This window comes from Reyranella sp. (genome assembly GCF_965279625.1).
Lineage (GTDB): Bacteria > Pseudomonadota > Alphaproteobacteria > Reyranellales > Reyranellaceae > Reyranella.
Map to the genome: position 1 here is coordinate 1308100 of NZ_OZ257251.1, position 24132 is coordinate 1332231.

The 24132-nt window shown below is 66.5% G+C and carries 27 protein-coding genes; 11 read left to right on the forward strand and 16 right to left on the reverse strand.

Features of this window, described 5'->3' with window-relative positions; genetic code table 11:
- Positions 1-19 precede the first annotated feature (19 nt).
- Together ACQY78_RS06310 and ACQY78_RS06315 are read left to right on the forward strand one after the other, a co-directional pair.
- Positions 20-1174 (forward strand): mandelate racemase/muconate lactonizing enzyme family protein, encoded by a 1155-nt coding sequence (locus tag ACQY78_RS06310; protein WP_428683790.1) that lies wholly within the window; start codon positions 20-22, stop codon positions 1172-1174.
- Between the two features lie 13 nt (positions 1175-1187).
- Positions 1188-2819 carry a long-chain-fatty-acid--CoA ligase gene (locus tag ACQY78_RS06315; RefSeq protein WP_428683792.1) on the forward strand — a complete coding sequence of 544 codons (1632 nt, stop codon included), beginning with the start codon at positions 1188-1190 and terminating at the stop codon, positions 2817-2819.
- Here ACQY78_RS06315 and ACQY78_RS06320 read toward each other — a convergent pair.
- The 5 genes from ACQY78_RS06320 to ACQY78_RS06340 form a co-directional block, all read right to left on the reverse strand.
- Complete coding sequence (locus ACQY78_RS06320) at positions 2798-3484, reverse strand: cation transporter (RefSeq protein WP_428683794.1); 687 nt, start codon at positions 3482-3484, stop codon at positions 2798-2800. The two genes, ACQY78_RS06315 and ACQY78_RS06320, sit on opposite strands and share 22 nt — an antisense overlap.
- 1 nt (position 3485) lies before the next feature.
- The gene (locus tag ACQY78_RS06325; protein WP_298314864.1) at positions 3486-3794 is read right to left on the reverse strand and encodes an ArsR/SmtB family transcription factor; all 309 of its coding nucleotides are present in this window, start codon (positions 3792-3794) and stop codon (positions 3486-3488) included.
- Positions 3795-3851: 57 nt separating this feature from the next.
- Positions 3852-4727 (reverse strand): DMT family transporter, encoded by an 876-nt coding sequence (locus ACQY78_RS06330; protein WP_428683796.1) that lies wholly within the window; start codon positions 4725-4727, stop codon positions 3852-3854.
- Positions 4708-4866, reverse strand: a complete 159-nt coding sequence (locus ACQY78_RS06335) for a hypothetical protein (protein WP_428683798.1) — start codon at positions 4864-4866, stop codon at positions 4708-4710. The genes ACQY78_RS06330 and ACQY78_RS06335 overlap by 20 nt, the downstream gene beginning before the upstream one ends.
- A 71-nt stretch (positions 4867-4937) precedes the next feature.
- Complete coding sequence (locus ACQY78_RS06340) at positions 4938-5111, reverse strand: hypothetical protein (RefSeq protein WP_428683800.1); 174 nt, start codon at positions 5109-5111, stop codon at positions 4938-4940.
- A 94-nt stretch (positions 5112-5205) separates the two neighbouring features.
- Here ACQY78_RS06340 and ACQY78_RS06345 point away from each other — a divergent pair, with 94 nt between their 5' ends.
- Positions 5206-5922, forward strand: coding sequence for a helix-turn-helix transcriptional regulator (locus ACQY78_RS06345; protein WP_428683802.1), 717 nt, complete (start codon positions 5206-5208; stop codon positions 5920-5922).
- Here the strand turns inward: ACQY78_RS06345 and ACQY78_RS06350 are convergent.
- Entirely contained in the window at positions 5919-6449 is a 531-nt protein-coding gene (locus ACQY78_RS06350; RefSeq protein WP_428683804.1) for a chromate transporter, read from the reverse strand. The two genes, ACQY78_RS06345 and ACQY78_RS06350, sit on opposite strands and share 4 nt — an antisense overlap.
- Positions 6446-7009: a chromate transporter gene (locus ACQY78_RS06355; RefSeq protein WP_428683806.1), complete on the reverse strand. Its 564-nt coding sequence runs from the start codon at positions 7007-7009 to the stop codon at positions 6446-6448. Before ACQY78_RS06355 ends, ACQY78_RS06350 begins: the two co-directional genes overlap by 4 nt.
- 73 nt (positions 7010-7082) lie before the next feature.
- Between ACQY78_RS06355 and ACQY78_RS06360 the strand changes: the two genes are divergently transcribed.
- A complete protein-coding gene (locus ACQY78_RS06360) occupies positions 7083-7973 on the forward strand; it encodes a TauD/TfdA dioxygenase family protein (protein WP_428683808.1) in 891 nt (296 codons plus the stop codon).
- 3 nt (positions 7974-7976) lie between these two features.
- On the forward strand, positions 7977-8714 hold the full coding sequence (locus ACQY78_RS06365) for an MBL fold metallo-hydrolase (protein WP_428683810.1): 738 nt from the start codon (positions 7977-7979) through the stop codon (positions 8712-8714).
- A gap of 98 nt (positions 8715-8812) precedes the next feature.
- Here the strand turns inward: ACQY78_RS06365 and ACQY78_RS06370 are convergent, their stop codons facing one another.
- On the reverse strand, positions 8813-9379 hold the full coding sequence (locus ACQY78_RS06370) for a dihydrofolate reductase family protein (RefSeq protein ID WP_428683812.1): 567 nt from the start codon (positions 9377-9379) through the stop codon (positions 8813-8815).
- A gap of 127 nt (positions 9380-9506) precedes the next feature.
- Positions 9507-10019 carry a fasciclin domain-containing protein gene (locus tag ACQY78_RS06375; protein WP_428686329.1) on the reverse strand — a complete coding sequence of 171 codons (513 nt, stop codon included), beginning with the start codon at positions 10017-10019 and terminating at the stop codon, positions 9507-9509.
- 278 nt (positions 10020-10297) lie between these two features.
- Here ACQY78_RS06375 and ACQY78_RS06380 point away from each other — a divergent pair, with 278 nt between their 5' ends.
- Positions 10298-11386, forward strand: coding sequence for a mandelate racemase/muconate lactonizing enzyme family protein (locus ACQY78_RS06380; RefSeq protein ID WP_428683814.1), 1089 nt, complete (start codon positions 10298-10300; stop codon positions 11384-11386).
- A 45-nt stretch (positions 11387-11431) separates the two neighbouring features.
- Positions 11432-12817: an amidase gene (locus tag ACQY78_RS06385; protein ID WP_428683816.1), complete on the forward strand. Its 1386-nt coding sequence runs from the start codon at positions 11432-11434 to the stop codon at positions 12815-12817.
- A gap of 53 nt (positions 12818-12870) precedes the next feature.
- On the opposite strand, the gene ACQY78_RS06390 is transcribed toward ACQY78_RS06385, so the two are convergent.
- On the reverse strand, positions 12871-13875 hold the full coding sequence (locus ACQY78_RS06390) for a Bug family tripartite tricarboxylate transporter substrate binding protein (protein ID WP_428683818.1): 1005 nt from the start codon (positions 13873-13875) through the stop codon (positions 12871-12873).
- A gap of 180 nt (positions 13876-14055) precedes the next feature.
- Here ACQY78_RS06390 and ACQY78_RS06395 point away from each other — a divergent pair, with 180 nt between their 5' ends.
- From ACQY78_RS06395 to ACQY78_RS06405, 3 genes are all read left to right on the forward strand, one after another.
- Positions 14056-16149, forward strand: a complete 2094-nt coding sequence (locus ACQY78_RS06395; RefSeq protein ID WP_428683820.1) for a 3-hydroxyacyl-CoA dehydrogenase NAD-binding domain-containing protein — start codon at positions 14056-14058, stop codon at positions 16147-16149.
- 145 nt (positions 16150-16294) lie between these two features.
- A complete protein-coding gene (locus tag ACQY78_RS06400; RefSeq protein ID WP_428683822.1) occupies positions 16295-17485 on the forward strand; it encodes an acetyl-CoA C-acyltransferase in 1191 nt (396 codons plus the stop codon).
- Between the two features lie 88 nt (positions 17486-17573).
- Positions 17574-18047 carry a hypothetical protein gene (locus ACQY78_RS06405; protein WP_428683824.1) on the forward strand — a complete coding sequence of 158 codons (474 nt, stop codon included), beginning with the start codon at positions 17574-17576 and terminating at the stop codon, positions 18045-18047.
- Positions 18048-18155: 108 nt separating this feature from the next.
- Here the strand turns inward: ACQY78_RS06405 and ACQY78_RS06410 are convergent, their stop codons facing one another.
- From ACQY78_RS06410 to ACQY78_RS06430, 5 genes are read right to left on the reverse strand one after another with little or no spacing between them, the layout of a single operon-like run.
- Positions 18156-19274: an alanine racemase gene (locus tag ACQY78_RS06410; RefSeq protein WP_428683826.1), complete on the reverse strand. Its 1119-nt coding sequence runs from the start codon at positions 19272-19274 to the stop codon at positions 18156-18158.
- A 21-nt stretch (positions 19275-19295) separates the two neighbouring features.
- Positions 19296-20090, reverse strand: a complete 795-nt coding sequence (locus tag ACQY78_RS06415; protein WP_428683828.1) for an amino acid ABC transporter ATP-binding protein — start codon at positions 20088-20090, stop codon at positions 19296-19298.
- Entirely contained in the window at positions 20083-20715 is a 633-nt protein-coding gene (locus tag ACQY78_RS06420; protein ID WP_428683830.1) for an amino acid ABC transporter permease, read from the reverse strand. The genes ACQY78_RS06415 and ACQY78_RS06420 overlap by 8 nt, the downstream gene beginning before the upstream one ends.
- A complete protein-coding gene (locus tag ACQY78_RS06425) occupies positions 20712-21362 on the reverse strand; it encodes an amino acid ABC transporter permease (RefSeq protein ID WP_428683832.1) in 651 nt (216 codons plus the stop codon). Before ACQY78_RS06425 ends, ACQY78_RS06420 begins: the two co-directional genes overlap by 4 nt.
- 42 nt (positions 21363-21404) lie before the next feature.
- Positions 21405-22196 (reverse strand): transporter substrate-binding domain-containing protein, encoded by a 792-nt coding sequence (locus ACQY78_RS06430; RefSeq protein WP_428683834.1) that lies wholly within the window; start codon positions 22194-22196, stop codon positions 21405-21407.
- Positions 22197-22407: 211 nt separating this feature from the next.
- On the opposite strand from ACQY78_RS06430, the gene ACQY78_RS06435 reads away from it, so the two are divergent.
- On the forward strand, positions 22408-23298 hold the full coding sequence (locus ACQY78_RS06435; protein ID WP_428683836.1) for a LysR family transcriptional regulator: 891 nt from the start codon (positions 22408-22410) through the stop codon (positions 23296-23298).
- Positions 23299-23324: 26 nt separating this feature from the next.
- Here ACQY78_RS06435 and ACQY78_RS06440 read toward each other — a convergent pair whose 3' ends face one another.
- Entirely contained in the window at positions 23325-24119 is a 795-nt protein-coding gene (locus ACQY78_RS06440; RefSeq protein WP_428683838.1) for a ZIP family metal transporter, read from the reverse strand.
- Positions 24120-24132: the final 13 nt, after the last annotated feature.

Sequence of the window (24132 nt, forward strand, 5' to 3'; positions counted from 1 at the left end):
CGGGGCTCGGGAGGCAAATGTGACTATTAGCGGGGCGACCCTCGCCCGCGTCGAAGCCCACGTCTTCCGCACCCCCATCGCGGAGCCCGTCCGCACCTCCTTCGGCACCATGACCGAACGCGCCGCCGTGTTCGTGAAGGTCGAGGATTCCGACGGCGCCCGGGGCTGGGGCGAGATCTGGTGCAACTTTCCCAACACCGCCGCCGAGCATCGCGCGCTGCTGTTCGCCGACATCGTGGCGCCGCGCGCGCTCGGCAGATCGCTCGACGATCCGATCGGCCTGTGGAGCGAGATCGACCGGGCGCTTCACGTCTTGCGCGTGCAGAGCGGCGATGCCGGCGCGCTCTCCGCCGCAGCGGCCGGCCTCGACCTGGCGATCCACGACCTGCGCGCGCGCAAGCGCGGCCTGCCGCTGTGGCGGGCGCTCGGCGGGACCGATAATACGCCCGTCCCCGTCTATGCGTCGGGCCTCAACCCCGGCAGCGCGGCCTACGACACGGTGGGCCGCATGCGCGCCGCGGGCTATCGCGCCTTCAAGATCAAGGTCGGCTTCGGCGAGGAGACCGATCTAGGCTCGCTGCGCCCGGTGGCTGCCGAGTTGCAGGAAGGCGAGCGGCTGATGGTCGACGCCAACCAGAGCTGGGACCTGCGCAGTGCGTGTGCGATGGCACCCCGGCTTGCCGAGTTCGGACTGGACTGGATTGAGGAGCCGCTGATGGCGGACCGGCCGCTGTCCGAATGGACCCAGGTTGCCGCCATGGCGCCGACCCGGCTGGCCGGCGGCGAGAATATGCGTGGCGCCGGGCCGTTCCAGGAGATGATCGACAGCGGCCTGTTCGGGGTGATCCAGCCCGATGCCGCCAAATGGGGCGGCCAATCGGGCTGCCTGCCGGTCGCCCGCGCCGCCCTCGCGGCCGGCCGCACCTTCTGCCCGCATTTCCTGGGCGGCGGCATCGGCCTTCTTCACTCGCTGCACCTGCTGGCCGCGGTGCGCGGCCCCGGCCTGCTCGAGGTCGATGCCAACCCCAATCCCCTGCGCGAAGGCATCCTGCAGGATGTTTTTTCGGTCCGTGACGGCCGCGTCAGCCTTCCCGGCGGGCAAGGACTCGGTCTAGAACCGGACATCAAGCCGCTCCTAACCCTAAGAAGCCTACATATCGAGCGGCGCGCGTAAGAGAGGAAACGCCATGCTGGGTTTGATGCAAGACCGTCCGCTGCTGATCTCGCAGATCATCGACTATGCGGCCGCCGCCTATCCCGACGTCGAGATCGTGACGCGAACCGTCGAGGGGCCGATTCACCGCTACGGCTACAAGGACGCGCACAAGCGCGCCAAGCAGCTCGCCGAGGCGCTGCAGGGGCTCGGCATCAAGCTGGGCGACCGGGTCGGCACCATCGCGTGGAACACCTACCGGCATTTCGAACTCTATTTCGGCATCTCCGGCATCGGCGCGGTGCTGCACACGCTGAACCCGCGCCTGGCGCCCGAGCATGTGGCCTATATCGCCAACCATGCCGAGGACCAGATCCTCTTCGTCGACCTTAACCTGATGCCGATCGTCGAGGGCGTCTGGGACCAGCTCAAGACCGTGAAGCATGTCGTGGTCATGACCGACCGCGCCCACATGCCGACCTCGACCAAGATCCCCAAGCTGCTCTGCTACGAGGAGCTGATCGCCGACAAGCCGGGCACGCTCACCTGGCCGGAGTTCGACGAGAAGACCGCCTCGTCGCTCTGCTACACGTCGGGCACCACGGGCAATCCCAAGGGCGTGCTCTACTCGCATCGCTCCACGATGATCCATTCGATGATGATGTGCTCGGGCCCGGTGCTGGCGCTCGACCCCGACACCACCATCCTTCCCGTCGTGCCGATGTTCCACGCCAATGCCTGGGGCCTCGTCTATGCCGGCCCCTTCTGCGGCACCAAGCTGGTGTTCCCCGGCTTCAAGCTCGACGGCGCCAGCATCTATGAGCTGCTCGACAAGGAGCAGGTGACCCTGTCGGCCGGCGTGCCGACCGTGTGGCTGGCCCTGCTCGACTACTGCCAGCAGAACAAGCTCAAGATGTCGTCGGTCAAGCGCACCCTGATCGGCGGCTCGGCCGTTCCCTACGCCATGATCGAGCGCTTCTGGAAGGAGCATGAAGTCGAGGTCGCCCAGGGCTGGGGCATGACCGAGATGAGCCCGCTCGGCACGTTGACGCGGTTCAACAGGGGCGAGCGTAACCTGCCAGATGCCGAGCGCTTCGCCATCACCGCTAAGCAGGGCCGCCCCGTCTTCGGCTGCGAGATGAAGATCATCGACGATGCCGGCAACGATCTGCCGCTGGACGGCAGCGTCTCGGGCAACATGGTCGTGCGCGGTCCGTGGATCGTGAAGGGCTATATGAAGGGCGACGGCAAGAGCCAGTTCCTCGAGAACGACTGGTTCCATACCGGCGACGTCTGCAAGATCGAGAGCGACGGCTCGGTGGTCATCACCGACCGCTCCAAGGACGTGATCAAGTCGGGCGGCGAGTGGATCAGCTCGATCGACCTTGAAAATGCCGCCATGGGCTGCCCCGGCGTGGCCGAAGCCGCGGTGATCGGAGTAGCTCACCCCAAGTGGGACGAGCGCCCCCTGCTCATCGTCGTCCGTCGTCCCGACGCCTCGGTCGAAAAGGGCGATGTCCTGAAGTTCCTCGACGGCAAGATCGCCAAGTGGTGGATGCCCGACGACGTGCAGTTCATCGAGGCGATCCCGCACGGCGCCACCGGCAAGATCCTGAAGACCGCCCTGCGCAAACAGTTCGAGGACTACAAGCTCCCGACCGCGTGAGCCTTGGTCTCGGGTGGGGCCTCCCGGGACTGACGCAGCTCTGCAATCGCATGGCGCGTCACCTGGAAGGCGCCGACCAGGGCGAGGCCGGACATGATCGCGGCGACGACATAGTCCGGCCAGCCGGTGCCCGAGCCGAACACGCCCGCGGCGGCGACCAGCACGGCCACGTTGCCGATCGCGTCGTTGCGCGTGCAGATCCACACCGAGCGCATGTTGCTGTCGCCCTCGCGCCAGCGATAGAGCAGCAGCGCCACGCCGAAGTTGGCGGCCAGCGCCAGGGCGCCGACCACACCCATCACCGGCGCCGCCGGCACGGTGCCGGCCAGTGCGTGATTGATCGTGGTGATGGCGATCCACAGGCCGAAGGCGCCCATGCTGGCGGCCTTGAGCAGCGAAGCGCGGGCGCGCCACTGGATCGCCATGCCCAGCACGAACAGGCTGATGCCGTAGTTGCCGGCGTCGCCCAGGAAGTCGAGCGAGTCGGCCAGCAGCGAGACCGACTGCGCGGCGACACCGGCGCTGATCTCGATCGCGAACATCGCGAGGTTCACCGCCAGCGCGATCCACAGGATGCGGCGGTAGGCGGGCGAGGAAGCTGCGGCGGCGCCGTGATCATGACTGTGCCCCGGACCGTGCGAATGAGAGTGGCAGCTCGCGCTCATGTCAGTGCTCCGCGATGTGGTTGACCATGTCCTCGACCATGCGGCGAACATGGAGGTCGTCGGCCTCGTAGTAGACCTGCTTGCCCTGCCGGTCGGCCCGTACCAGACGCGCGCCCTTCAGCAGCCGCAGATGATGGCTGACCAGCGACACCGAGAGGCCGAGCCGCTCGGCGATGTCCGACACCGCGAGCGGCGTGCGCAGGCAGGAGACCACGATCTTCAGCCGGGTCGGATCGCCCAGCAGCCGAAACAGGTCCGCCAGCGCCACGGCGTGGTCGTCGGAGAGGAGGGTTTTCTTTGCTTTCGACATTTGAATAACTGTTCAAATGTAAGAAGCACGTAGCCTGCCGTCAACCCGCGAGAATCGTTACGTTATTGCCTCCTGTGGACGGCGGATCGCGATGTCGCAAACCACGGCCGCAACGACGATTGCCCCTCCCGCAAGGGTCGTCCAGCCCGGCTGCTCGGCGAAGGCCAGCCAGACCCAGAGCGTGCCGAGCGGCGTCTGCAGCACGCCGATCAGGGCGCCGCGTGTCGCGGACACCAGCGGCGTGCCCAGGGCGAGCAGCAACAGGCCGAGGCCGAACTGGCTCGCGCCAAACAGGGCGAGCAGGAGCAGTTCCTCGCCGCTCACCGACAGCGGCCGCGCGAACGGCACCACGATCAGCGCACAGAGGAAAGCCGAAGCCCCGACCGCCGGTAGCATGCTGATCCCGGGATTGCGCCGGATCAAAACCAGCACGACCGACATCAGCACAGCCATGCCGAAGGCCAGCAGGTTACCCGCCACTCGTCCACCCGACGCCGCTGCCCCCATCATCACGGCCACACCGACGACGGCCGCGACCGTGGCGGCCAGGGTCACCCAGTCCTCTCGTTCGCCGATCACCAGCCAGGCGATGCCCGCCGTCACGAAGGGGATGGTGGCGTCGATCACCAGCACATCGACCACCGTCGACAGGCGAAGGGCATTCAGAAAGCAGATGGTCGCCAGCGCCGAGCACAACACGATCAGCAGACCGTCCCGGCCGATGGCGCACACTGCCGGCACGATCCGCCCCTGCTCGCGCCACGCCAGCATGGCAGCGAGGAACAGGCCACCGAAGACGCCGCGCCAGAACAGCATCGTCCACGCGTCGAGGTCGATCAGGCGCGTGTAGAAGCCGGCACTCGAATAGGCGACGGCCGAGGCCGCAAGCAGCGCCGTGCCGACGAAAGCCTGCCTAGTTCGCGAGGGCGACACAGTCGATCTCGAGATCGAAGGGACCGAACCAGCCTGCCGTGCACACGAAGACACGCGCGGGCTTGTGGTCTCCGAAATACTCGGCGTAGACCGTGTTGATGGTCCCGAAATAGGCCGGTTCGAGCAGTAGACGTTGCACTTCACCACGCGATCCAGCGCCGAGCCCGCCGCCTCCAGGCACGACTTCAGATGATCGAGCACCCGCCGCGCCTACGCGTCGATCGGCAGGATGTCGTAGCCGCCGGTCTCCGGATTGACCGGCGGCAGGCCCGAGACATAGACCCAGTCGCCCGCCCGAACGACCGGCGAGGTTGGGACTGTGTTGCGCCGGGCGAACTCGGACAGCGCCGGCACATGCGGCATCGTCATTTCAATTCTGGGCATCGGTCTCTCCCGCGTTTGGCAATGCCGACACCATACGGAGGGCCTGCTGACAGCGTTGTGTCAGTAGTAAAAGAGGCCCATAAAAAAGGGCCCGATGCGCCGCTCCGACCGCCTGTTCGACATCATCCAGCACCTGCGGACAGCCATGGGGCCGGTGACCGCTGCGACGCTCGCAGCCGAGCTCGAAGTGACGCCGCGCACCATCTATCGCGACATCGCGACCCTGCAGGCCCGCCGCGTCCCGATCGATGGCGCCGCCGGGATCGGCTACGTGCTGCGCAAGAGCTTCGATCTGCCGCCACTCATGTTCACGGAAGACGAGGTCGAGGCCATCGCCATCGGGGCGCGCCTGGTCCGCCGCCTGCGCGATGCCAAGCTGCAGGAGGCGGCCGACAGCGTCTTCTCCAAGGTGACGGTGGTGCTCCCCGAAGCGCTGCGCCGGCAGCTCACCTCGACGCCCTTCTACGTCTCGCCCGGCGACACGGTCGAACCACGCGGCGTCGACCTCGCCGACGTGCGCGCCGCGATCCGCGACAGCCGCAAGCTCCACATCGCCTATGCCGACGCGAAGGGCCGGCGCACCAACCGCACCATCTGGCCGATCGCCATGGCCTATTATGTCGACGTCACGCTGGTCGGCGCCTGGTGCGAGCTGCGCAACGGCTATCGCAACTTCCGCGTCGAACGCATCCAGTCGGCGACGGCCCTCGACGAGCATTTCGACCAGGATAATGGCCGCCTGTTCCGCGAATGGTCGGAACTGCCGAAGGCGCGGCCGGCCGAGAGAGCACCGGAGCCCAATCCGAATTAAGAGAAATACAGCGCCGCCACGTTGACGATCGCGCCGCTCCCCAGCGCCCACAGGGGATTGCGCCGTGTCGTGTAGACGAAGACGGTGGTGGCGAGACTGATCAGGACGGTGACGACGTCGTGGTCCACGGTGCGCATCATCGAGAGGCCGGAAGCCAGCATCATGCCGAGCGCGACCGGTATCAACGCGTCGCGCAGCACGGCCACGGCCGGATGATATGACCAGCGCGTGAGCGCACGGGCGGCGAAATAGGCGAGCGCGCTGGACGGAATCAGGAGGGCGAGTGTCGCCACCAGCAGGCCCGACAGGCCCGCAACCTGCCAGCCGATCAGGCTGACGAAGATAACATTGGGACCGGGCGAGGCATTGGCGATGGCGAAGGCAGTCGCGAAGGCCGCGTCGGTCATCCAGCCGTGGATGTCGACGACCTGGCGGTGGATCTCGGGCAGCAGCGCGTTCACGCCGCCGATCGAGACCAGCGACAGCAGCGCGAACGTCCGTGCCAGTTCGGCGAGCACGCCGGTCACTTGCGGCGCTCCCACAAGGTCGCGGCGAGGGCGGTCGGCACCAGCACGAGCACCACGGGCACGAGCGGCCAGCGCAGCAGCCCGATCGCGGCGAAGCCCGCCGCGCCGATCGCATAGGAGAGCGGCGTCGGCCTTATGTTGCGGATCATCTTGAGCGCCGTGCCCAGAACCAGACCGGCGGAGGCCGCCGCCGCTCCGATCAACGCGGCTCCCACCTCGGGGATGGTGGCGACACGTTCGTAAACGATGGCCAGGAGGGTCACGATGACCAGGGGCATCGCCATCTGGCCCAGAAGGCAGAGCAAGACGCCGACGATCCCCTGGTTGCGGTCGCCGATGATGACGGCGGCGTTGATCGTGTTCGGTCCTGGCAGGACCTGACCGATGCCCAGGATCTCGGCGAACTCGCGGTCGGTGAGCCAGCCCCGCTCCTCGACGATGATGTGGCGGGCCCACGGCGCCACGCCGCCGAAGCCCAGCAGGCCGATCTTGAGGAAGCCGAGGAAGAGTTCCGCCTTGCCGATGGTGCGGCGCGGCGTAGCCGACGAGTCATGCTGCATTGCGGGCAAGAATAGCAAAATTCAGTCCACGCGCCTCGCCGGCCGTTCCCAAGCGCGCTAGCCTCTACCGACCATGAGCAAAGCCATTCGCCCCCTCGATCCGCAGAACCGTCCGTTCTTCGCCGGCGAAGTCTCGGGCATCGACCCCACACGGCGCCTGAGCGACGAGGACGTCTCCTTCATCCATGACGGGATGAACCAGTACGGCGTGCTGGTGTTCCGCGACCAGCATCTCGGCGACGAGAGCCAGCTCGCCTTCAGCCGCCAGCTCGGACCACTCGAACAGGCAACCGGGGACATCATGCCGCCCGAGGAACGGCGCATGAGCATGGACCTCAACGACATCTCGAATCTCGACCGCCACGGCAATGTTCTGGCGCGCGACGATCGCCGCCGTCTGTTCAGCCTCGGCAACCAGCTCTGGCACTCCGACAGTTCGTTCAAGGACGTGCCGGCGCTCTACTCGCTCCTCTCGGCGCGCACCATTCCGTCGGCTGGCGGCAACACCGAGTTCGCCGACATGCGCGCGGCCTACGATGCGCTCAGTGAGGCAGAGAAGCGCGAGGTCCACGACCTCATCTGCCTGCACAGTCAGATCTATTCGCGCGGCATGCTGGGCTTCGAGGACTTCACCGAGGCCGAGCGCGCGAAGTGGGCACCGGTGCGCCAGCGCCTGGTGCGCCGCCATCCGGGCTCCGGCCGCCTGTCGCTCTATCTCGCCAGTCATGCCGGCGGCATCGAGGGCTGGCCGATGCCCGAGGCGCGCGCCTTCCTGCGCGATCTCACCGAACACGCCACCCAGCGTCCGTTCGTCTACGCCCATGTCTGGCGGCCCTTCGACCTCGTCATGTGGGACAACCGGGCCACGATGCATCGCGCCCGCCGCTTCGATTCGGGCGAGGTGCGCGACATGCGGCGCACCACGCTCACCAACATCGTCTCGAGCCTGGAGCAGGCACCCTAGAAGATGCGTTTGCAGTTCCTCGGATCCGGCGATGCCTTCGGCAGCGGCGGACGGTTCAACACCTGCTTTCATATCGAGCGCGCTCGGCACGGCAACCTGCTGGTGGATTGCGGCGCCTCGTCCATGGTCGCGATCCGCAAGTGGGAGGTCGAGCCCAATGCGATCTCGACCGTGCTGGTGAGCCACCTGCACGGCGACCATTTCGCCGGCCTGCCCTTCTTCCTGCTTGATGCCCAGCTCGTCAGCCGCCGCACCGCCCCTCTCCTCCTGGCGGGACCTCCTGGCTTTCGCGACCGGCTGATGACCGTGATGGAAGCGATGTTCGCGGGCTCGACCCAGGTGCAGCGCAAATTCGCCCTGGAGATCCGTGAGCTGGAGCTGCACGAGCGGGTCGAGGTGAACGGCCTTACCGTCACACCCTACCTGATGAAGCACTATAGCGGTGCACCTTCCTACGCGCTCCGCATCGAGACGGAGGGCAAGGTGCTCACCTACTCGGGCGACACCGAATGGGTGGAGGAGCTGATCCCGGCAGCCCGCGACGCCGACCTCTTCATCTGCGAAGCCTATTTCTTCGACAAGGCGATGAAGTACCACATCGACTACACGACGCTGGTCAATCACCTGCCCCGGATCGGCGCCCGGCGCACCATCGTCACCCACATGAGCGCCGAGCTCTTAGGCCGCGGTTCGGAGATCGCGCTCGAAGCGGCGCATGATGGGCTGGTAGTCGAGTTTTAGCGGCTCCTGTCATTCTGAGCGCCGCGAAGAATCTTACGCCAGCAACGGAGTCCTGCGGTCGATCCGTGAGTCCTTCGCGGCGCTCGGGACGACAGGGGTTAGCCCTTGGGTACCCACTCCTCGAGCCGAGTGTTCGTCACGGGGTCGAGCATGCGGGTGGCGCGCAGGACCATGCCGTGCCTGGCGAACACTTCCTCCGGCGTCGCGCTCTTGCCGACGCCCGGAAAGACCGGCCGGCCACTGGGTACGCTGGCGTCGGTTCGGGTCAGGAAGAAGACGTCGTAGCCGATGTTGAGGAACAGGCCGAACACGTCGGTACCGCCGACCACGGCCAGGGTTCCGTCAGCGAGATTGAGCTTCATCCACGCCTCTTCGAAGGGCGCCGAGGCAGGATTCCAGAGGATTGCGTTCGCGTTGTCGGGATCTGGGACCACACGCTCGACGCGGCGGGTCAGGACAATGCGACGGCGCGCCGCTTCCTTCGAACCACCTTCCGCGGAGTGCCGGCCGTTGGCGACAGCGGCCGCCCGATCCACCGAGTCCTGATAAAATCTCTGGTCGGCCGGGATCTTCAGGTTCTCCGGGAAGGACCCGTCCGACGCCGCGATCATGCCCTCGCGGGAGATGATCGCGAATCCCTCGATGCGTGGCCGCCTGCTGGTCATGGACTGCCCCTGAGATCACCGTGAATGCGCCGGACAACGAGCGTCCCGGCCAATGGATGCGGGGCACCCTAGCGCAAACGGAAGCGGCGGGGAAAAGCCCCGCCGCCCCTCATCGCAAGAAGGGAGCTCAGCCCTTCGGCAGGAGAACCGTGTCGATCACGTGGATGACACCGTTCGACTGCTTCACGTCGGCGATCGTCACCGTGGCAACGTTGCCGTTCTCGTCGGTGAGCGTGATCTTGTCGCCCATCATCTTCGCCTGCAGGACGCAGCCGCCGACCGTCTTGACGGGATGCGTGCCCTTGTCGTCCGCGATCATCTTTGCGATCGCCGGTGACATCGCATTGGCCGACACGACATGACAGGTGAGGATCTTCGTGAGCTTGGCCTTGTTCTCGGGCTTGACCAGCATCTCGACCGTGCCCGCCGGCAGCTTCGCGAAGGCGGCGTCGGTCGGCGCGAACACGGTGAACGGGCCGGGCCCCTGCAGCGTCTCGACCAGGCCTGCGGCCTTCACGGCCGCCACCAGCGTCGTATGGTCCTTCGAGTTGACCGCATTCTCGACGATGTTCTTGTTCGCATACATCGGCGCGCCGCCGACCATGGGATTTGCCGGGGTCGAGGAGGACGCCGGGGCCATGGTCTGGGCAAAGGCCGGCGCGACGGCAACCAGGGACAGGGCGGCGGCTGCGATAAGCGTGTGACGCTTGAGCATGATTTCTCTCCAGTTGGATTGGGGTTCTTCGAGCAGTGAGGCCGACGCCGGCGCGCTCGCCGTCGGCCCGACAGGGCGGCATCTCTTGCAGCCTTGTCGTTGTGTGGTACGCCCGTATTCCAAAGCCGGTTCATCGCGCCCCTCACACACTATCGTGACGGAACCAATGTCGACCGAGGCAATCTAACGGGAGTGAGACAGGCATGCGCGTCACCGATCTCAGGACAATCCTCGTCGAGGTGCCGCTCGACCGGCCGACGCGCAACTCGAGCGGCGTCAGCAACGACCGCATTGGCGCCGTATTGATCTTTGTCGACACCGACATCGGCGTCACCGGCGAGAGTTTTCTGTTCACCCTGGGCGGACGGCGCATCGAGGTGCTGCGCGCGATGGTCGACAGCCTGAAGCCCGCACTTCTTGGCGAAGACATCCGCTACGCCGAGCGCTTCTGGGAAAGGATGTGGCGCGAGCTCTACTTCCTCGGCCACAAGGGCGTGACGATCTTCGGACTCGCCGGCGTCGACACCGCGCTGTGGGATGCCAAGGGCAAGGCGCTCGGCCAGTCGGTCACCCACCTGCTGGGCGCCGCGCGCGACCGCATCCCGGTCTATTCCAGCGCCGGCCTGTGGCTGTCGGCGACGCCCGACGAGCTGGCGAAGGAAGCCGCCGGCTACGTCGCCGAAGGGTTCCGCGGCGTGAAGATGCGGGTCGGCAAGGCGCATGTGGAAGAAGACGTCGAGCGGGTCGCCGCCGTGCGCAAGGCGATCGGGCCCCGCGTGTCGCTGATGTGCGACGCCAGCCGCGGCTTCACGGCCGATCATGCGATCCGGCTCGGCCGCAAGCTGGAAGACTTCGACCTCACCTGGTTCGAGGAGCCGGTGGCGCCCTACGATCATCGCGGCTCGGCCCGGGTCGCGGCCGCGCTCGACACGCCGATCGCCAGCGGCGAGACCGAGGCGACGCGCTACGGCTTCCGCGAGATGCTGGCGCACGGCGCGGCCGATATCTGGATGGCCGATCTCGCCCGCGTCGGCGGCGTCAGCGAGTTCGTCAAGGTGGCGCATCTCGCAGCGGCGCACGACATCGCCATCTCCAACCATCTCTTCACGCAGCAGAGCATCGGCCTGCTGGGCGCCTTCGCCAACGCGACCTGGCTGGAATACATGCCCTGGACCTCGAAGCTCTATCGCGAGGCGATCGCGGTCGAGGACGGTCACATCGCCGTGCCCGACCGTCCCGGGCTCGGCTTCACCTTCGATCCCGACGCGATCGAGCGCTATCGGGTGCGCTGACGCATCGTGTTAGGGTCGCTCCCTTCCATAGGGGACCGACCGACGATGACCGCGTACAGTGATTTCAAGCCGCTTACCTTCCACGACGCCACGAAGCGCTTTGCCGAGGGCAGCGACACGCCGCGTGCCTATCTCGAGCGCTGCCTCGAGACCGTGGCCGCGCGCGAGCCGGTGGTGAAGGCTTTCACGGCCATCAACGAAGCCGGCGCCCGCGACGCCGCCGACGCCAGCAGCGCGCGCTGGAAGGCCGGCAAGCCGCTCTCCTCGATCGACGGTATGCCGCTCGCCATCAAGGACCTGCTCGAGACCAAGGACATGCCGACCCAGATGGGCTGCGAGGCCTTCAAGGGCAACTTCCCCAAGCGCGACAATGCCGCCGTCTGGGCGCTGCGCCAGGCCGGCGCGGTGATCCTCGCCAAGGCGGTGACGGCCGAGCTGGGCGGCTCGCATCCCGGCGCCACGACCAACCCGTTCGATGCGACGCGCACGCCGGGCGGCTCCTCCTCCGGGTCGGCCGCCGCGGTGGGCGCCAACATGGTGCCGGCCGCCATCGGTACGCAGGTCGGCGGCTCGATCATCCGCCCCGCCGCCTATTGCGGAAACTTCGCGCTGAAGCCGACGCAGGGCGGCATCAATCGCGGCGAACGCCTGGCCACCAGCCAGAGCACGCACGGTCCGCACGCCAACTCGCTGCAGGACATGTGGCAGGTCGCCATCGAGATCGCGCAGCGTGCCGGCGGCGATCGCGGCGAGATCGGCCTGATGGGCCCCTCGACCCTGCCCGCCGCCATCAAGCCCAACCGCCTCGTCGTGCTGGAGACCGAGGGCTGGGTCGAGGTCGACGACGCAACCAAGGCCGCCTTCGACGGCCTGCTGAAGCAGCTCCGCGATGCCGGCGTCGAACTGATCCGCCGCAAGGACCATCCCTGGATCGACGCCCTGGAGAAGTCGATCGCCAACGGTCGTGCCGTCTGCGGCGGCGTCACGAGCTGGGAGAATCGCTGGAGCCAGCGCGGCATCGTCGACAGCAATCCCGCCGGCGTCAGCGAACGGGCCAAGGCCACGCTCGCCAAGGCCGAGAAGATGACGCTGGACGACTATCGCATGGCGCTGCTGGCGCGCGGGGATGCCCAGCGCATTCATGCGACCATGGCGCAGCTGGCCGACGCCGCGATCACGCTCGCCTGCCCCGGCCCCGCACCGGTCTGGTCGGGCGACGTGCCAGGCCAGCCGCTGGCGCCGTATCCGACCGGCAATTTCGTGTTCAATGCACCCAGCTCGATGCTGTTCGCGCCGGTCGTCACCGTGCCGCTGATGAGCGTCGGCGGCATGCCGGTCGGCCTGCAGCTGATGGGCCAGCAGCACGAGGACGCCCGCATGACCGGCCTCGCGCGCTGGTTCGACGAGACGCTGACGCGGGTCTCCGCCTGAGGGCCCTCATTCTCACCACCCCCGTTTGACGGGGGAGGTGAGATTCGTGATCGTCAGACCGGCTGAATGCCCAGCGCGACGATGCGCGGGATGAGCGTCTTCTTCAGCCGCTCGTAGTCGATCATGACTTCCTCGTGGGGCATCGGCTTCTCCACGAGGGCGAAGCTGTCCATCATCTTCTTGCCGGGCTCGGAATCGGCAGCCGCGACCCAGAGGTCGGACATCCGCTTGACGATGTCCTTCGGCGTCGCGGCAGGTGCCGCCAGCGCCAGCCACCCAGATACGGTGAAGGCGTCGTCGGTGAAGCCCTGCTCCTGCGAGGTCGGCACGTCGGGAAGCTGGCGGGCACGCACCTTCGACGGTGCGGCAATGCCACGGACATCGCCCTTCACGATCAGGGCGTTCATCGCCTGCGGGCTGCCCATGGCGGCCTGCAGCTGGCCCGCGCCCATGTCCTGCCACATCGGCGCCTCGCCCTTGTAGGTCACGATCTCCATCGTGAGCCCGTACTTCTCGTTCAGCGTCTGGGCAAAGATGTGCGCCGAGGAGCCGAGCGCCCACGAGCCGAAGTTCACCTTGTTGGTCTTGGCGTATGCGATGAACGACTTGAGGTCCTTGACCTCGGCCGGCAGCGACTTGTGGACGACGACCGGCAGCACGCCCGAGGAGGTGCCCGAGACGATGGTGAAGTCCTTGTCGGGATCGAAACCCAACGTCTTGAACATCACTCGGTTCTGAATGAGCGTGCTCGAGACCGAGTGCAGGAACGTGTAGCCATCGGCCGGCGCGCGGGCGACCTGCGCCGCGCCGATATTGCCACTGGCGCCGGGCTTGTTGTCGACGATGACCTGCTGGCCGGTGGTCTGGCTGACAGATTGGCCGAAGGCGCGGGCGATGCCGTCGGTGAGGCCGCCGGCGGGAAAGTTCACGACGATGGTGATCGGCTTGTTGGGCCATGCGGCACCTTGTGCACGCACGATCGACGGCGCGGCGACGATCAGGCTGGCGCCGGCACCGGCCCGCAGCAGGCCGCGACGGGTGGTCGTTGCTTTGGTCATTTTTTCATAGCCTCCCAGTTTCGTTTTTAGGGGGCGATGCATAGCGTCTGACTTTGTCAGGAACTAGGCTGTGTACCTGCACCTATCTCCGCAAAGCGAAACGCAAGGCCGCTGGGCGGGGCAGCCAGAGCTTGCTAAGACCACCCGTCCGTTACGGGTCTCACTCAGGGAAGAACGTCCATGTCCGACGCTGTCATACGCTCCACAGAGGGGCGCATCGGAATCCTCACCATCAACAATCCGCCGGTGAATGCGCTGGCCGCGGCGGTACGCGCCGGCATCAAGGACGGCGTCGAGGCGTTCGGCCGGGATTCGAACGTCGATGCCATCGTGCTGATCGGCGGCGGCCGCACCTTCATCGCCGGCGCCGACATCCGCGAGTTCGGCAAGCCGCCGTCGGGCCCGAACCTGAACGACGTCATCGCGACCATGGAGAACTCGCCCAAGCTCATCGTGGCGGCGCTGCACGGCACGCCGCTGGGCGGCGGCCTCGAGACCGCGCTGGGGGCGCACTATCGCGTCGCGCTGCCGACCACCCGCATGGGCCTGCCGGAAGTGCATCTCGGCCTGCTTCCGGGCGCCGGCGGCACCCAGCGCCTGCCGCGCCTCACCGGCGCCAAGTACGCGCTCGACGCCATCCTGTCGGGCCGTCACATCCCAGCCGCCGAGGCCAAGAGCAAGGGCATCGTCGATGCCATCGTCGAAGGCGACCTGCTGAAGGGCGCGATCGCCCACACCGAGATGCTGCTGGCGCAGAAGGCGCCGCTGCGCCGCGTCCGCGACCTCACCGTGACGCTCGAGTCGCCGGAACTGTTCGCCGAGACCGAGAAGTCGATCGCCCGCAAGGCGCGCGGCTTCAAGGCGCCGTGGAACATCATCAAGTGCGTTCAGGCCGCCGTCGAACTGCCGTTCGACGAGGGCATGAAGCGCGAGCGCGAGCTGTTCAGCGAGCTGCTGACCTCGCAGGAATCGGCCGCCCAGCGCTATTACTTCTTCGCCGAGCGCGAGGCCGCAAAAGTCAAGGACGTGCCGGCCGACACGCCGCAGCGCGAGATCAAGACCGGCGGCATCATCGGCGCCGGCACGATGGGCGGTGGTATCGCCATGAACTTCGCCAACGCAGGCGTCCCCGTGACGATGCTCGAGACCAGCCAGGAAGCGCTGGATCGCGGCCTCAAGACCATCCGCACCAACTACGAGAACACCGCCAAGCGCGGCGGCATGAAGGCCGAGGACGTCGAGAAGCGCATGGCGCTGATCACGCCGACGCTCGACTACAACGATCTCAAGGATGCCGACGTCATCATCGAGGCGGTGTTCGAGACGATGGAAGTCAAGGAGACCGTCTTCAAGAAGCTCGACGAGGTCGCCAAGCCGGGCGCCATCCTGGCCACCAACACCTCCGGCCTCGACGTCAACCAGATCGCCACCTACACCAAGCGGCCCGGCGACGTGATCGGCATGCACTTCTTCTCTCCGGCCAACGTCATGAAGCTGCTGGAGAACGTGCGCGGCAAGGCGACCGAGAAGGACGTCATCGCCACGGTCATGTCGTTCTCCAAGAAGATCGGCAAGATCCCGGTCCTGGTCGGCGTCTGCGAAGGCTTCGTCGGCAACCGCATGCTGCGCATGCGGGGCATCCAGTCGGCCTACATGATGGAGGAAGGCGCCCTTCCCCAGCAGATCGACAAGGTGGTCTACGACTACGGCTTCCCGATGGGCCCGTTCGCGATGAGCGACCTCGCCGGCAACGACGTGGGCTGGCGCATCCGCCAGGGCAAGAAGGACAAGGAACAGCGCAACGTGCGCTACACCGGCTACGTCGCCGACGCGATCTGCGAGCTGGGCCGCTTCGGCCAGAAGACCGGCGCGGGCTACTACAAGTACAATCTGCCCGACCGCACGCCGATCCCCGATCCCGAGGTCGAGAAGATCATCGAGGAGACCTCGAAGAAGCTCGGCATCACGCGCCGTGCCATCTCCGACCAGGAGATCCTGGAGCGCGCGCTCTATCCGATGGTCAACGAGGGCGCCAAGATCCTCGAGGAAGGCATGGCCCAGCGCTCGCTCGACATCGACGTGATCTGGGTCAACGGCTACGGCTGGCCGGTCTATCGCGGCGGCCCGATGTGGTGGGCCGACAACGTCGTCGGCCTCAAGACCATCCACGACGCGCTGGTGAAGTATCGCGACCTCTCCGGCGACCCGTTCTGGGAGCCTGCTCCGCTGCTCAAGAAGCTGGTGCAGGAAGGCAAGAAGTTCTCTAGCGTCTGATCTAACGCGTTCGGGGCTTTCCCCCTCCGCCCTTCGGGCACCTCCCCCGTATGACGGGGGAGGAATTATTCCCACCTCCCCCGTCAGACGGGGGAGGCCGGGAGGGGGAAGGCAACAACAAGGTTCTATCTGGAAGGAAGCTCAAATGGCTGATGCAGTAATCGTCTCCACCGCCCGCACGCCGATCGGCAAGGCATTCCGCGGCATCTTCAACGACACGCACGGCGCCGACATGGGCGCGCACGTGATCAAGCACGCCGCCGAGCGCGCCAAGGTCGACCTGGCCGAAGTCGAGGACGTGATCCTGGGCTGCGCCGCGCCGGAAGGCACCACGGGCTCCAACGTCGCGCGCGTCTCGGCCATGCGCGCCGGCGCCCCGGTCAGCGTCTCGGGCGTGACCGTCAACCGCTTCTGCTCGTCGGGCCTGCAGACCATCTCGATGGCCGCGCAGCGCGTGCTGGTCGACAAGGTGCCGGTGATGATCGCCGGCGGCCTCGAGTCGGTGTCGCTGGTCCAGGGTCCCCCGGGCGGCAACAAGAACCGTTTGGTGAACCCGTGGGTCCAGGAGCATGTGCCCGGCATCTACCACGCCATGATCACGACGGCCGACACGGTCGCTGCGCGCTACGGCATCAGCCGCGAGGCCCAGGACGAGTACTCGCTGCAGAGCCAGCTTCGTACGGCGGCGGGCCAGCAGGCCGGCAAGTTCGACGACGAGATCGTGCCGATGGAGACCACGATGCTGGTCACCGACAAGAACACCAACGAGACCACCCGCAAGACGGTCAAGCTCACCAAGGATGAGGGCAATCGTCCCGAGACGACCCTCGAGGGCCTGGCCAAGCTGCAGCCGGTCGCCGGTCCCGACAAGTGGATCACCGCCGGCAATGCCAGCCAGCTCTCGGACGGCGCCTCCGCCGCGGTCATCATGAGCGACACCGAAGCCGCCAAGCGCGGCCTGAAGCCGCTCGGCATCTACAAGGGCCTGGTCGTCGCCGGCTGCGAGCCCGACGAGATGGGCATTGGCCCGGTTTACGCGATCCCGAAGCTCCTGAAGCGCTTCGGCCTCAAGATGGACGACATCGACCTCTGGGAGCTGAACGAGGCCTTCGCGGTGCAGGTGCTCTACTGCCGCGACAAGCTCGGCATCCCCAACGAGAAGCTGAACGTCAACGGCGGCTCGATCTCGATCGGCCATCCGTTCGGCATGACCGGCGCGCGCTGCACCGGCCACGCCCTGATCGAGGGCCGTCGTCGCAAGGCCAAGAACGTCGTCGTGACGATGTGCATCGGCGGCGGAATGGGCGCCGCCGGCCTCTTCGAGGTCGTGCAGTAACTGCACTCGTCTTCCCTCTCTTACGCCTCTCCCCCACTCGGGGGAGAGGTTGGGTAAGGGGGTTGCGCACTTCGTGGTACGCTCCAGGATGGCCGGGCGGAAATACACGATCGACGATATAAAAATTGTTGGCGATCCACTTACGGTAATTCGCAAGCTTTACAGCCGCGCCGGAATGGAAGCGCCGGGAGCGTCATTCTGCGCAGCTGCTCTTGTACAGCAGCTTCTATTGATGGCTGCGACACCCGCCCAAGTCGACCAGCGTAACGCCTGGATTTTCATCTCTTCAGACCGAGATTGGCTGAAGGCTGAGGATGGCAGCGTATCCAAACGCCCGTTTCTCCATATCGAGCCGCTTTTGCAAGCCGGTTCAAATTCGCATCGGATGGAAGTCCTTCTAACTGCTTTTGCGACCGCCGTTGTGACGGCCGGCACAGACGGCACGGAATGGATTGTCGGCGACCAGGGACGCCATCCATTGCCGGCCGGCGTGACCCTCGAAGAATTCCAAAGGGGATGTGGTCGAGTGGTCGCCTTTGTTTTTGCCGAGGGCGTCTCTTAGGCGAGGGCTCTTCGTACCCCCTCACCCCAGCGTGATGCCGAGGAACCTCATCACCACGAGGCCGATCATCAGCTGGTCCCGCCGTAACTCAGCAGAGCGCCGGCCAGCCTACCGCAAGTAGTGGCGCCGCACGGACTTGCCGATGGCGCCGTAAAGGTCGGCAATTCCAACCTTCCATTGCGCCGCCAGTTCCTCGAGGCCGATCTCGTCGGTGCCCTGGCGTCCGAGAAACACGACCTCGTCGCCGAGCCTGGCTTCGGGCACGTCGGTCAGGTCGACACGCAGCATTTCCGAATGCGTCGGGCCCAGCAGACGCACGCGCTTGCCGTGCAGCAACGCCGTTGCATTTTCGGGGATCTTGCGCGGATAGCCGTCGGACCAGCCATAGGGGACGAGCCCGATCTTCATGCCGGGCCGGCGCGGCAGGAACGGCGCGGGCATGACGTCGCCGATATCTTCGAGCGACTTCACCATCACGAGATGGCTGCGCAGGCCCACCAGCGCATGGCGCCAGACGCGCTCGCGTCCGGCCGACGCGGGAAAGCTCTGCCCGATGGCGAGGCGTCCCGGATCGACGGCATTCAGGTCGGCGTCGGGATGGCTGAGGATGATGGCCGAGCTCGAGACCATGCGGATGGGAACGTCGATACCGGCGGCTTCGATACGCTTCAGAGCGTCGATGCAGGAATTGACCTGCGCGTCGGTATAGACGGGATCGACCGGGCCGTAGGACGCCATGGGGTGGCCGTAGGCGCCGGCCAGTTCGAGCGTGTTGCTGTCCGCGATGGCCCGCGCCACGGCCGGCGCGTGATGGGGAAAGGCACCGGCGCGGAACCCGCCGCCGTCGAGCTTCAGGAACACCTTCAGCGACTTGGCATGAGACGACCATGCCGCCACGTCCTCGAGCGTCGAGAGCGTGGGCATGAAATTGTGCTCCTCCAGCGCCGGCGCGGTATCCGGCAGGCAGGTCGGATAGAGCAGGATCGGCAGGCGCACGCCCGCCTGACGCGCAGCCATCGCACGATCGAGGTTGCCGAAGGCTGCACCGGCGGCGCCGGCTTGTTCGGCCGTGCGGGCCACCTCGATGTCGCCGCAGCCGCTGGCGTCGCCCTTGACGCAGACGAACACACCGACCTCGGGGCCGACCAGATCGCCCAGTGTGGCGAGATTGTGCCTGATGGCCGAGAGGTCGATCTCGCACCAAGTGGGGCGTTGGGCGTGCATCATGGGTTTCCTGCAGAGGGTTGGCTAAATGCGGTGCGCCGCCTGGTAGCGGGCGAGAAAGGAGCGCAGGCGGTCGCTCTTCGGAGTGCCGAACAGTTCGGCGGGCGATGCGAGCTCGACGATCTCGCCTCCCGCCATGAAGGCCACGCGGCTCGAAACCTCGCGGGCAAACTGCATCTCGTGGGTGACGATCATCATGGTCATGCCGTCGGCGGCGAGCGATTGCACGACATCCAGCACCTCACCGACCAGTTCCGGATCGAGTGCCGAGGTGACCTCGTCGAGCAGGATGAGATGAGGCTCCATCGCCAGCGTGCGCGCGATGGCGACGCGCTGCTGCTGACCGCCCGAGAGCGCCGCCGGATACTGAGCCGCCTTTTCGGAGAGGCCCACGCGCTCGAGCAGCGCCATCGCCTTCTCCCGCGCCTGCCTGAGCGGCAGGCCGCGCACCTTCACCGGTGCTGCCGTCAGATTTTCGAGCACGGTGAGATGCGGAAAGAGATTGTAGCTCTGGAACACCATGCCGACGCGCGCCCGCATCGCGGCGACCTCGCGGTCGGGCCGCGCCTTGCGACTCCCGTCGGGGCGGATGCGGATGCCGACGGTTTCGCTGTCGATGCTGATCGCGCCGCTGTCATAGGTCTCGAGATAGTTCACACAGCGCAGAAGCGTGGTCTTGCCGCAGCCGCTCGGCCCGATCAGCGTCACGACCTCGCCCTTGCCGACGGTGAGCGACACCTCCTTCAGGACCCGGTTGGTGCCGAACGACTTGCCGACGCGGTCTATGACGACGAGCGGCTCGGGGAGAGGCTCAGGCATGCGAATGGCGCTCCAAGTAGCTCGCCAGCCGCGCCAGCGGAAAACAGATCAGGTAGTACCCGGCGGCGACACCGAGATAGGCCGGCATGAGTTCGCCCGTGCGCTCGCCGATCTCGCGGCCGGTCGAGAACAGTTCCCATCCCCCGATGGCGCTGATCAGGGACGTGTTCTTCACGACAGAAAGCGAGGTGTTGAGAAACGGCGCAACGCAGAGCCGCCGCGCCTGCGGCAGGATGACGATGCTGAAATTCTGGAGGCCGCGGAAGCCGACGCTGCGGCCCGCGTCCCATTGCGTCCGTGGCACCGCCATGAGGGCACCGCGGAACACCTCGCCCATGTAGGCGGCGAAATAGAAGCCCATCACCACGATGGCGGCGGCATAGACCGGCAGCGTGATGCCAAGATAAGGCAGGCTGAAATAGCAGCCGATCAGAAGGACCAGCAGCGGAATGCCGCGCGTGATCAGCGCATATCCCGCCGCCAGCACGCGCAGCGGCGGCCAGGCGTAAAGCCGGGTCAGCGCCAGTCCCATGCCGAGCACCGAACTCAGCAGGATGACGGCTGCCGCAAGCATCACGGTCACGCTTGCACCCCAGGCCATGTAGGTGAGCACGGACAGCTTCATGTGCGCACCGGAAAGCGCCAGGCCAGCAATCTCATCGCGGCCAGAATGATGGCCGCCATCGCCAGATAGAGCGCCGCCATCATGAAGAAGGTCTCGTAGGGCGCCGCGCTGCGATCGAGCAGCAGCTTGCCGGCCTGCGTCAGCTCGGCCACCGAAATCGTCGAGGCGATCGAGCTGTCCTTGAGGATCACGACGGCCTGGTTGCCCAGCACCGGCAGGACACGGCGCAGGGCCTGCGGCAGGACGATGTCGAACAGCGCCCGGCGCGGCATCATCCCGAGCGACAGGGCAGCCTCCGTTTGCGTGCGCTTCACCGACTCGATGCCCGCACGGTAGATCTCGCCGGCATAGGCGCTGTTCTGCAGCACCAGCGCGATCACTCCGCAGGCGAACGCCTCCGGATAGAGACCGATCTCGGGCAGGCCGAAATACAGGATGAAGATCTGCACCAGGACCGGCGTGTTTCGCATCACGTCGATGTAGGCGATCGTGAGGGCACGCACGGCGGCAAACCGGCTGCGCCGGCCGGCGGCGACGATGAGACCGCCGATCGCCGCGCCAACCAGCGCGAGGGCCGTCAGCGCCACGGTGATCTCCAGCCCTTCCAGCAGGGCCGGGAGAATGCGCAGGAGGAAGGCGGTGTCCACTGAACGAATACCGGCGCGATCGGAATCAGCGAATCGACTGGATCACTTCGCCGAGTAGAAGCGCGCCGGCGGCGGTGGGGCGCCGAACCACTTGCGGTAAAGCGCTTCGTATTCGTCGAAGCGCGAGCCATGCGTGTATTCGCCGACGATCGTGTCGAGGCAGAGCCAGAGCTGGAAATCTCCGGGCTTCATGAACAGCGCATTGCCGTTCAGGCTGCCAAGCTGACCCGGCAGCTTGACCCAGGCCCCGTTGGAACGGGCGACCTGAAATTCGGCGGCGGCCGAATCGGCCTGCACGGCGCCCACCCGCCGGCTTTTCAAGGCCTGGAAGGCCGCGCTGTCGGTATCGAAATACATCGCCTTGGCCTTGGGGGCGTAGCGCTTCGCGCGATCGATCATCGCGGCAGTGTTGGTGGCGCCGAAAACGACGTCGGCGCTGTCGAGATCCTCGATCTTCTTGATGGGCGAATCCTTCGGCACGACGACGAACGTGGTCGAATCCATGTATGGCCGCGTGAAGGCAAGCCGCACGGCGCGATCGGGGTAGATCGTGGCCGATGCGATGCCGAAATCCACACGCCCGGACAGCACGGCCGGGAAACGCCCGGCCGCGTTCACGACGACGAATTCGATCTTGTCGGGACTGCCCAGGATCGACTTGGCGAGCAGACGGGCAAACTCGATCTCGAAACCGGTATGGGTGCCGTTGTCGTCGATGAAGCCCGTGGGCATCGTGCTGTTGCTCACGGCCACGATCAGCTTGTCACGCTTCAGGATGGCATCCAGGCGCGACTCCTGTGCCTGGGCAGCGCCCAGCCCGACGGCGAAGGTCACGAAACCAAGGACAGCAGCGAAGCAAAGCGAAGTGCGATGGTCGAATCGCATCCATTTGAGCAGCGAGCGGCAAAAGCCCATAATTTACTCCCCCAACGCAGCAAATAGCCCGTAGCCAAGAGTTCAACACGTTGCGCCAGGACGGCAAAGCGCGTTAATCCCATGCTGAGCATCGCTAAAAGCGATGCTCGGTCACATTCGGGAGTCGCCGATGCTGCGGGAGTTCCAGACCTTCCTGGCGGTGTGCCGCTGGGGCACGTTCACCGCCGCCGCCCAGCGCCTCGGCATGACTCAGTCGGCGGTCAGCGATCACATCCAGCGACTCGAAGAATTCACCGGCGTGCAGCTCTTCCACCGCACCGGCCGATCGGCAACGCTGAACGCCGCCGGCGAGGCGCTGCGGCCGCTGGCCGAGGAAGCGCTGCAGATCACCGACCGCATGCGCACGGGCCATGGCGCGGACCAGCTGCGCGGCAGCCTGCGGGTGGGCACGATCACCTCGGTGCACAACAGCCTGATGGCGCGGGCGCTCGTCGCCTTTCGGCGGGCTCACCCCGCGGTAACGATCCGGCTCATTCGCCGCGAAGGCCCGATGACGGGCGATGTCGAGCGCGAGGAGTTCGACCTGGCCGCGTCCGTTCTGCCCAACCTGCCGTTGCTGCGCACGATCCGCTGGATCCCGATGTTCCGCAAACCCTTCGTGCTGATCGCGCCCGCGACGACACGCGCCGGCACCTGGCGCGAGGCCATGGCGATGCACACGTTCATGGGCTACGACCTGTCGTGGAGCGCCGGCGTGCAGATCGACGATTTCCTGTCACGCATGGGCGTGCCCCTTCGCGACACGCTCTGGGTCGACTATCTCGACACCATGATCACCCTGGTCGCGAGCGGCGTCGGCGTCGCCATCATCCCGCGCACGCCGCTGGGCGAATCCGCCGGGCTGGTGCGCGAATTCGAATTCGGCGCCGATACTTTCTATCGCGAAGTCGGCCTCCTGCGCCGCGCCCGGCCGCCCAACGGCGGCGCCATCGCCGATGCGTTCATCGACACGCTGATCGACGAGGTGAAGCGCGAGCCGTTCGCCGAACCGGTGGGCTGACCCGGCGGTGGAGACTCATTCGCTCTTCACCCCAGCATGACATCGAGGAACATCATCACCACCAGCCCGATCATCAGGCCAACCGTGCCGTGGGTCTCGAAGCCGCGGCGGTGGGTTTCGGGGATGATCTCGTCGCTAATGACGAAGATCATCGCGCCGCCGGCATAGGCCAGCCCCCAGGGCAGCAGCGATTGCGCCACGGTGACGGCGCCGGCGCCCAGCAGGCCGCCGACCGGTTCGACCAGCCCCGTCAGCAGCGCCACCAGGAACGCCTGGCGCTTGCTGTAATCCAGGCTCAGCAGCGCGACGGCGACGGCCAGCCCTTCCGGCATGTTCTGCAAGCCGATGCCGATCGCCAGAGCCACCGCCTTGCCGAGATCGTCGCCGCCGAAGCCCACGCCGACCGCGAGTCCCTCGGGGAAGTTGTGCAGGGTGATGGCGATGACGAACAGCCAGATGCGCCGGAAGCGCGGCGCGTCGGGTCCCTGGCGGCCCATGATGAAATGCTCGTGCGGCAGGTAGCGATGGACCAGCCACAGGCTGGCGGCCCCGAGCAGGATGCCGGCGATCACCAGGGTGACGGCGCCCAGCTTGGTTGCCCCCTGCTCCTGCGCGACGTCGATGCCGGGAATGATGAGGGAGAAGAACGAGGCCGCCAGCATCACCCCGGCGGCGAAGCCCAGCATGACGTCCTGGGCCTGCGCGGAGGGCTTTCGGATGACGAGGATCGGCAGTGCGCCGATGGCGGTCGCAAGCCCCGCGCACAGGCTGGCGAGGGCACCGGCCAGGATCGGCGACGATAAAGCGAAAGCGGAAAGCATCTGCACTCCCTCA

Bases quoted from the DNA above. Each gene is read 5' to 3' on its own strand.
- ACQY78_RS06400 (WP_428683822.1), top strand. From the start codon at position 16,295: ATGGCTGATGCAGTAATCGTCTCCACCGCCCGCACGCCGATCGGCAAG.
- ACQY78_RS06435 (WP_428683836.1), top strand. From the start codon at position 22,408: ATGCTGCGGGAGTTCCAGACCTTCCTGGCGGTGTGCCGCTGGGGCACG.
- ACQY78_RS06320 (WP_428683794.1), bottom strand. From the start codon at position 3,484: ATGAGCGCGAGCTGCCACTCTCATTCGCACGGTCCGGGGCACAGTCAT.
- ACQY78_RS06345 (WP_428683802.1), top strand. From the start codon at position 5,206: ATGCGCCGCTCCGACCGCCTGTTCGACATCATCCAGCACCTGCGGACA.
- ACQY78_RS06315 (WP_428683792.1), top strand. From the start codon at position 1,188: ATGCTGGGTTTGATGCAAGACCGTCCGCTGCTGATCTCGCAGATCATC.
- ACQY78_RS06375 (WP_428686329.1), bottom strand. From the start codon at position 10,019: ATGGCCCCGGCGTCCTCCTCGACCCCGGCAAATCCCATGGTCGGCGGC.
- ACQY78_RS06420 (WP_428683830.1), bottom strand. From the start codon at position 20,715: ATGAAGCTGTCCGTGCTCACCTACATGGCCTGGGGTGCAAGCGTGACC.
- ACQY78_RS06360 (WP_428683808.1), top strand. From the start codon at position 7,083: ATGAGCAAAGCCATTCGCCCCCTCGATCCGCAGAACCGTCCGTTCTTC.
- ACQY78_RS06355 (WP_428683806.1), bottom strand. From the start codon at position 7,009: ATGCAGCATGACTCGTCGGCTACGCCGCGCCGCACCATCGGCAAGGCG.
- ACQY78_RS06395 (WP_428683820.1), top strand. From the start codon at position 14,056: ATGTCCGACGCTGTCATACGCTCCACAGAGGGGCGCATCGGAATCCTC.
- ACQY78_RS06440 (WP_428683838.1), bottom strand. From the start codon at position 24,119: ATGCTTTCCGCTTTCGCTTTATCGTCGCCGATCCTGGCCGGTGCCCTC.
- ACQY78_RS06410 (WP_428683826.1), bottom strand. From the start codon at position 19,274: ATGATGCACGCCCAACGCCCCACTTGGTGCGAGATCGACCTCTCGGCC.
- ACQY78_RS06340 (WP_428683800.1), bottom strand. From the start codon at position 5,111: ATGCCCAGAATTGAAATGACGATGCCGCATGTGCCGGCGCTGTCCGAG.
- ACQY78_RS06385 (WP_428683816.1), top strand. From the start codon at position 11,432: ATGACCGCGTACAGTGATTTCAAGCCGCTTACCTTCCACGACGCCACG.
- ACQY78_RS06325 (WP_298314864.1), bottom strand. From the start codon at position 3,794: ATGTCGAAAGCAAAGAAAACCCTCCTCTCCGACGACCACGCCGTGGCG.
- ACQY78_RS06405 (WP_428683824.1), top strand. From the start codon at position 17,574: ATGGCCGGGCGGAAATACACGATCGACGATATAAAAATTGTTGGCGAT.
- ACQY78_RS06370 (WP_428683812.1), bottom strand. From the start codon at position 9,379: ATGACCAGCAGGCGGCCACGCATCGAGGGATTCGCGATCATCTCCCGC.
- ACQY78_RS06415 (WP_428683828.1), bottom strand. From the start codon at position 20,090: ATGCCTGAGCCTCTCCCCGAGCCGCTCGTCGTCATAGACCGCGTCGGC.
- ACQY78_RS06390 (WP_428683818.1), bottom strand. From the start codon at position 13,875: ATGACCAAAGCAACGACCACCCGTCGCGGCCTGCTGCGGGCCGGTGCC.
- ACQY78_RS06365 (WP_428683810.1), top strand. From the start codon at position 7,977: ATGCGTTTGCAGTTCCTCGGATCCGGCGATGCCTTCGGCAGCGGCGGA.
- ACQY78_RS06380 (WP_428683814.1), top strand. From the start codon at position 10,298: ATGCGCGTCACCGATCTCAGGACAATCCTCGTCGAGGTGCCGCTCGAC.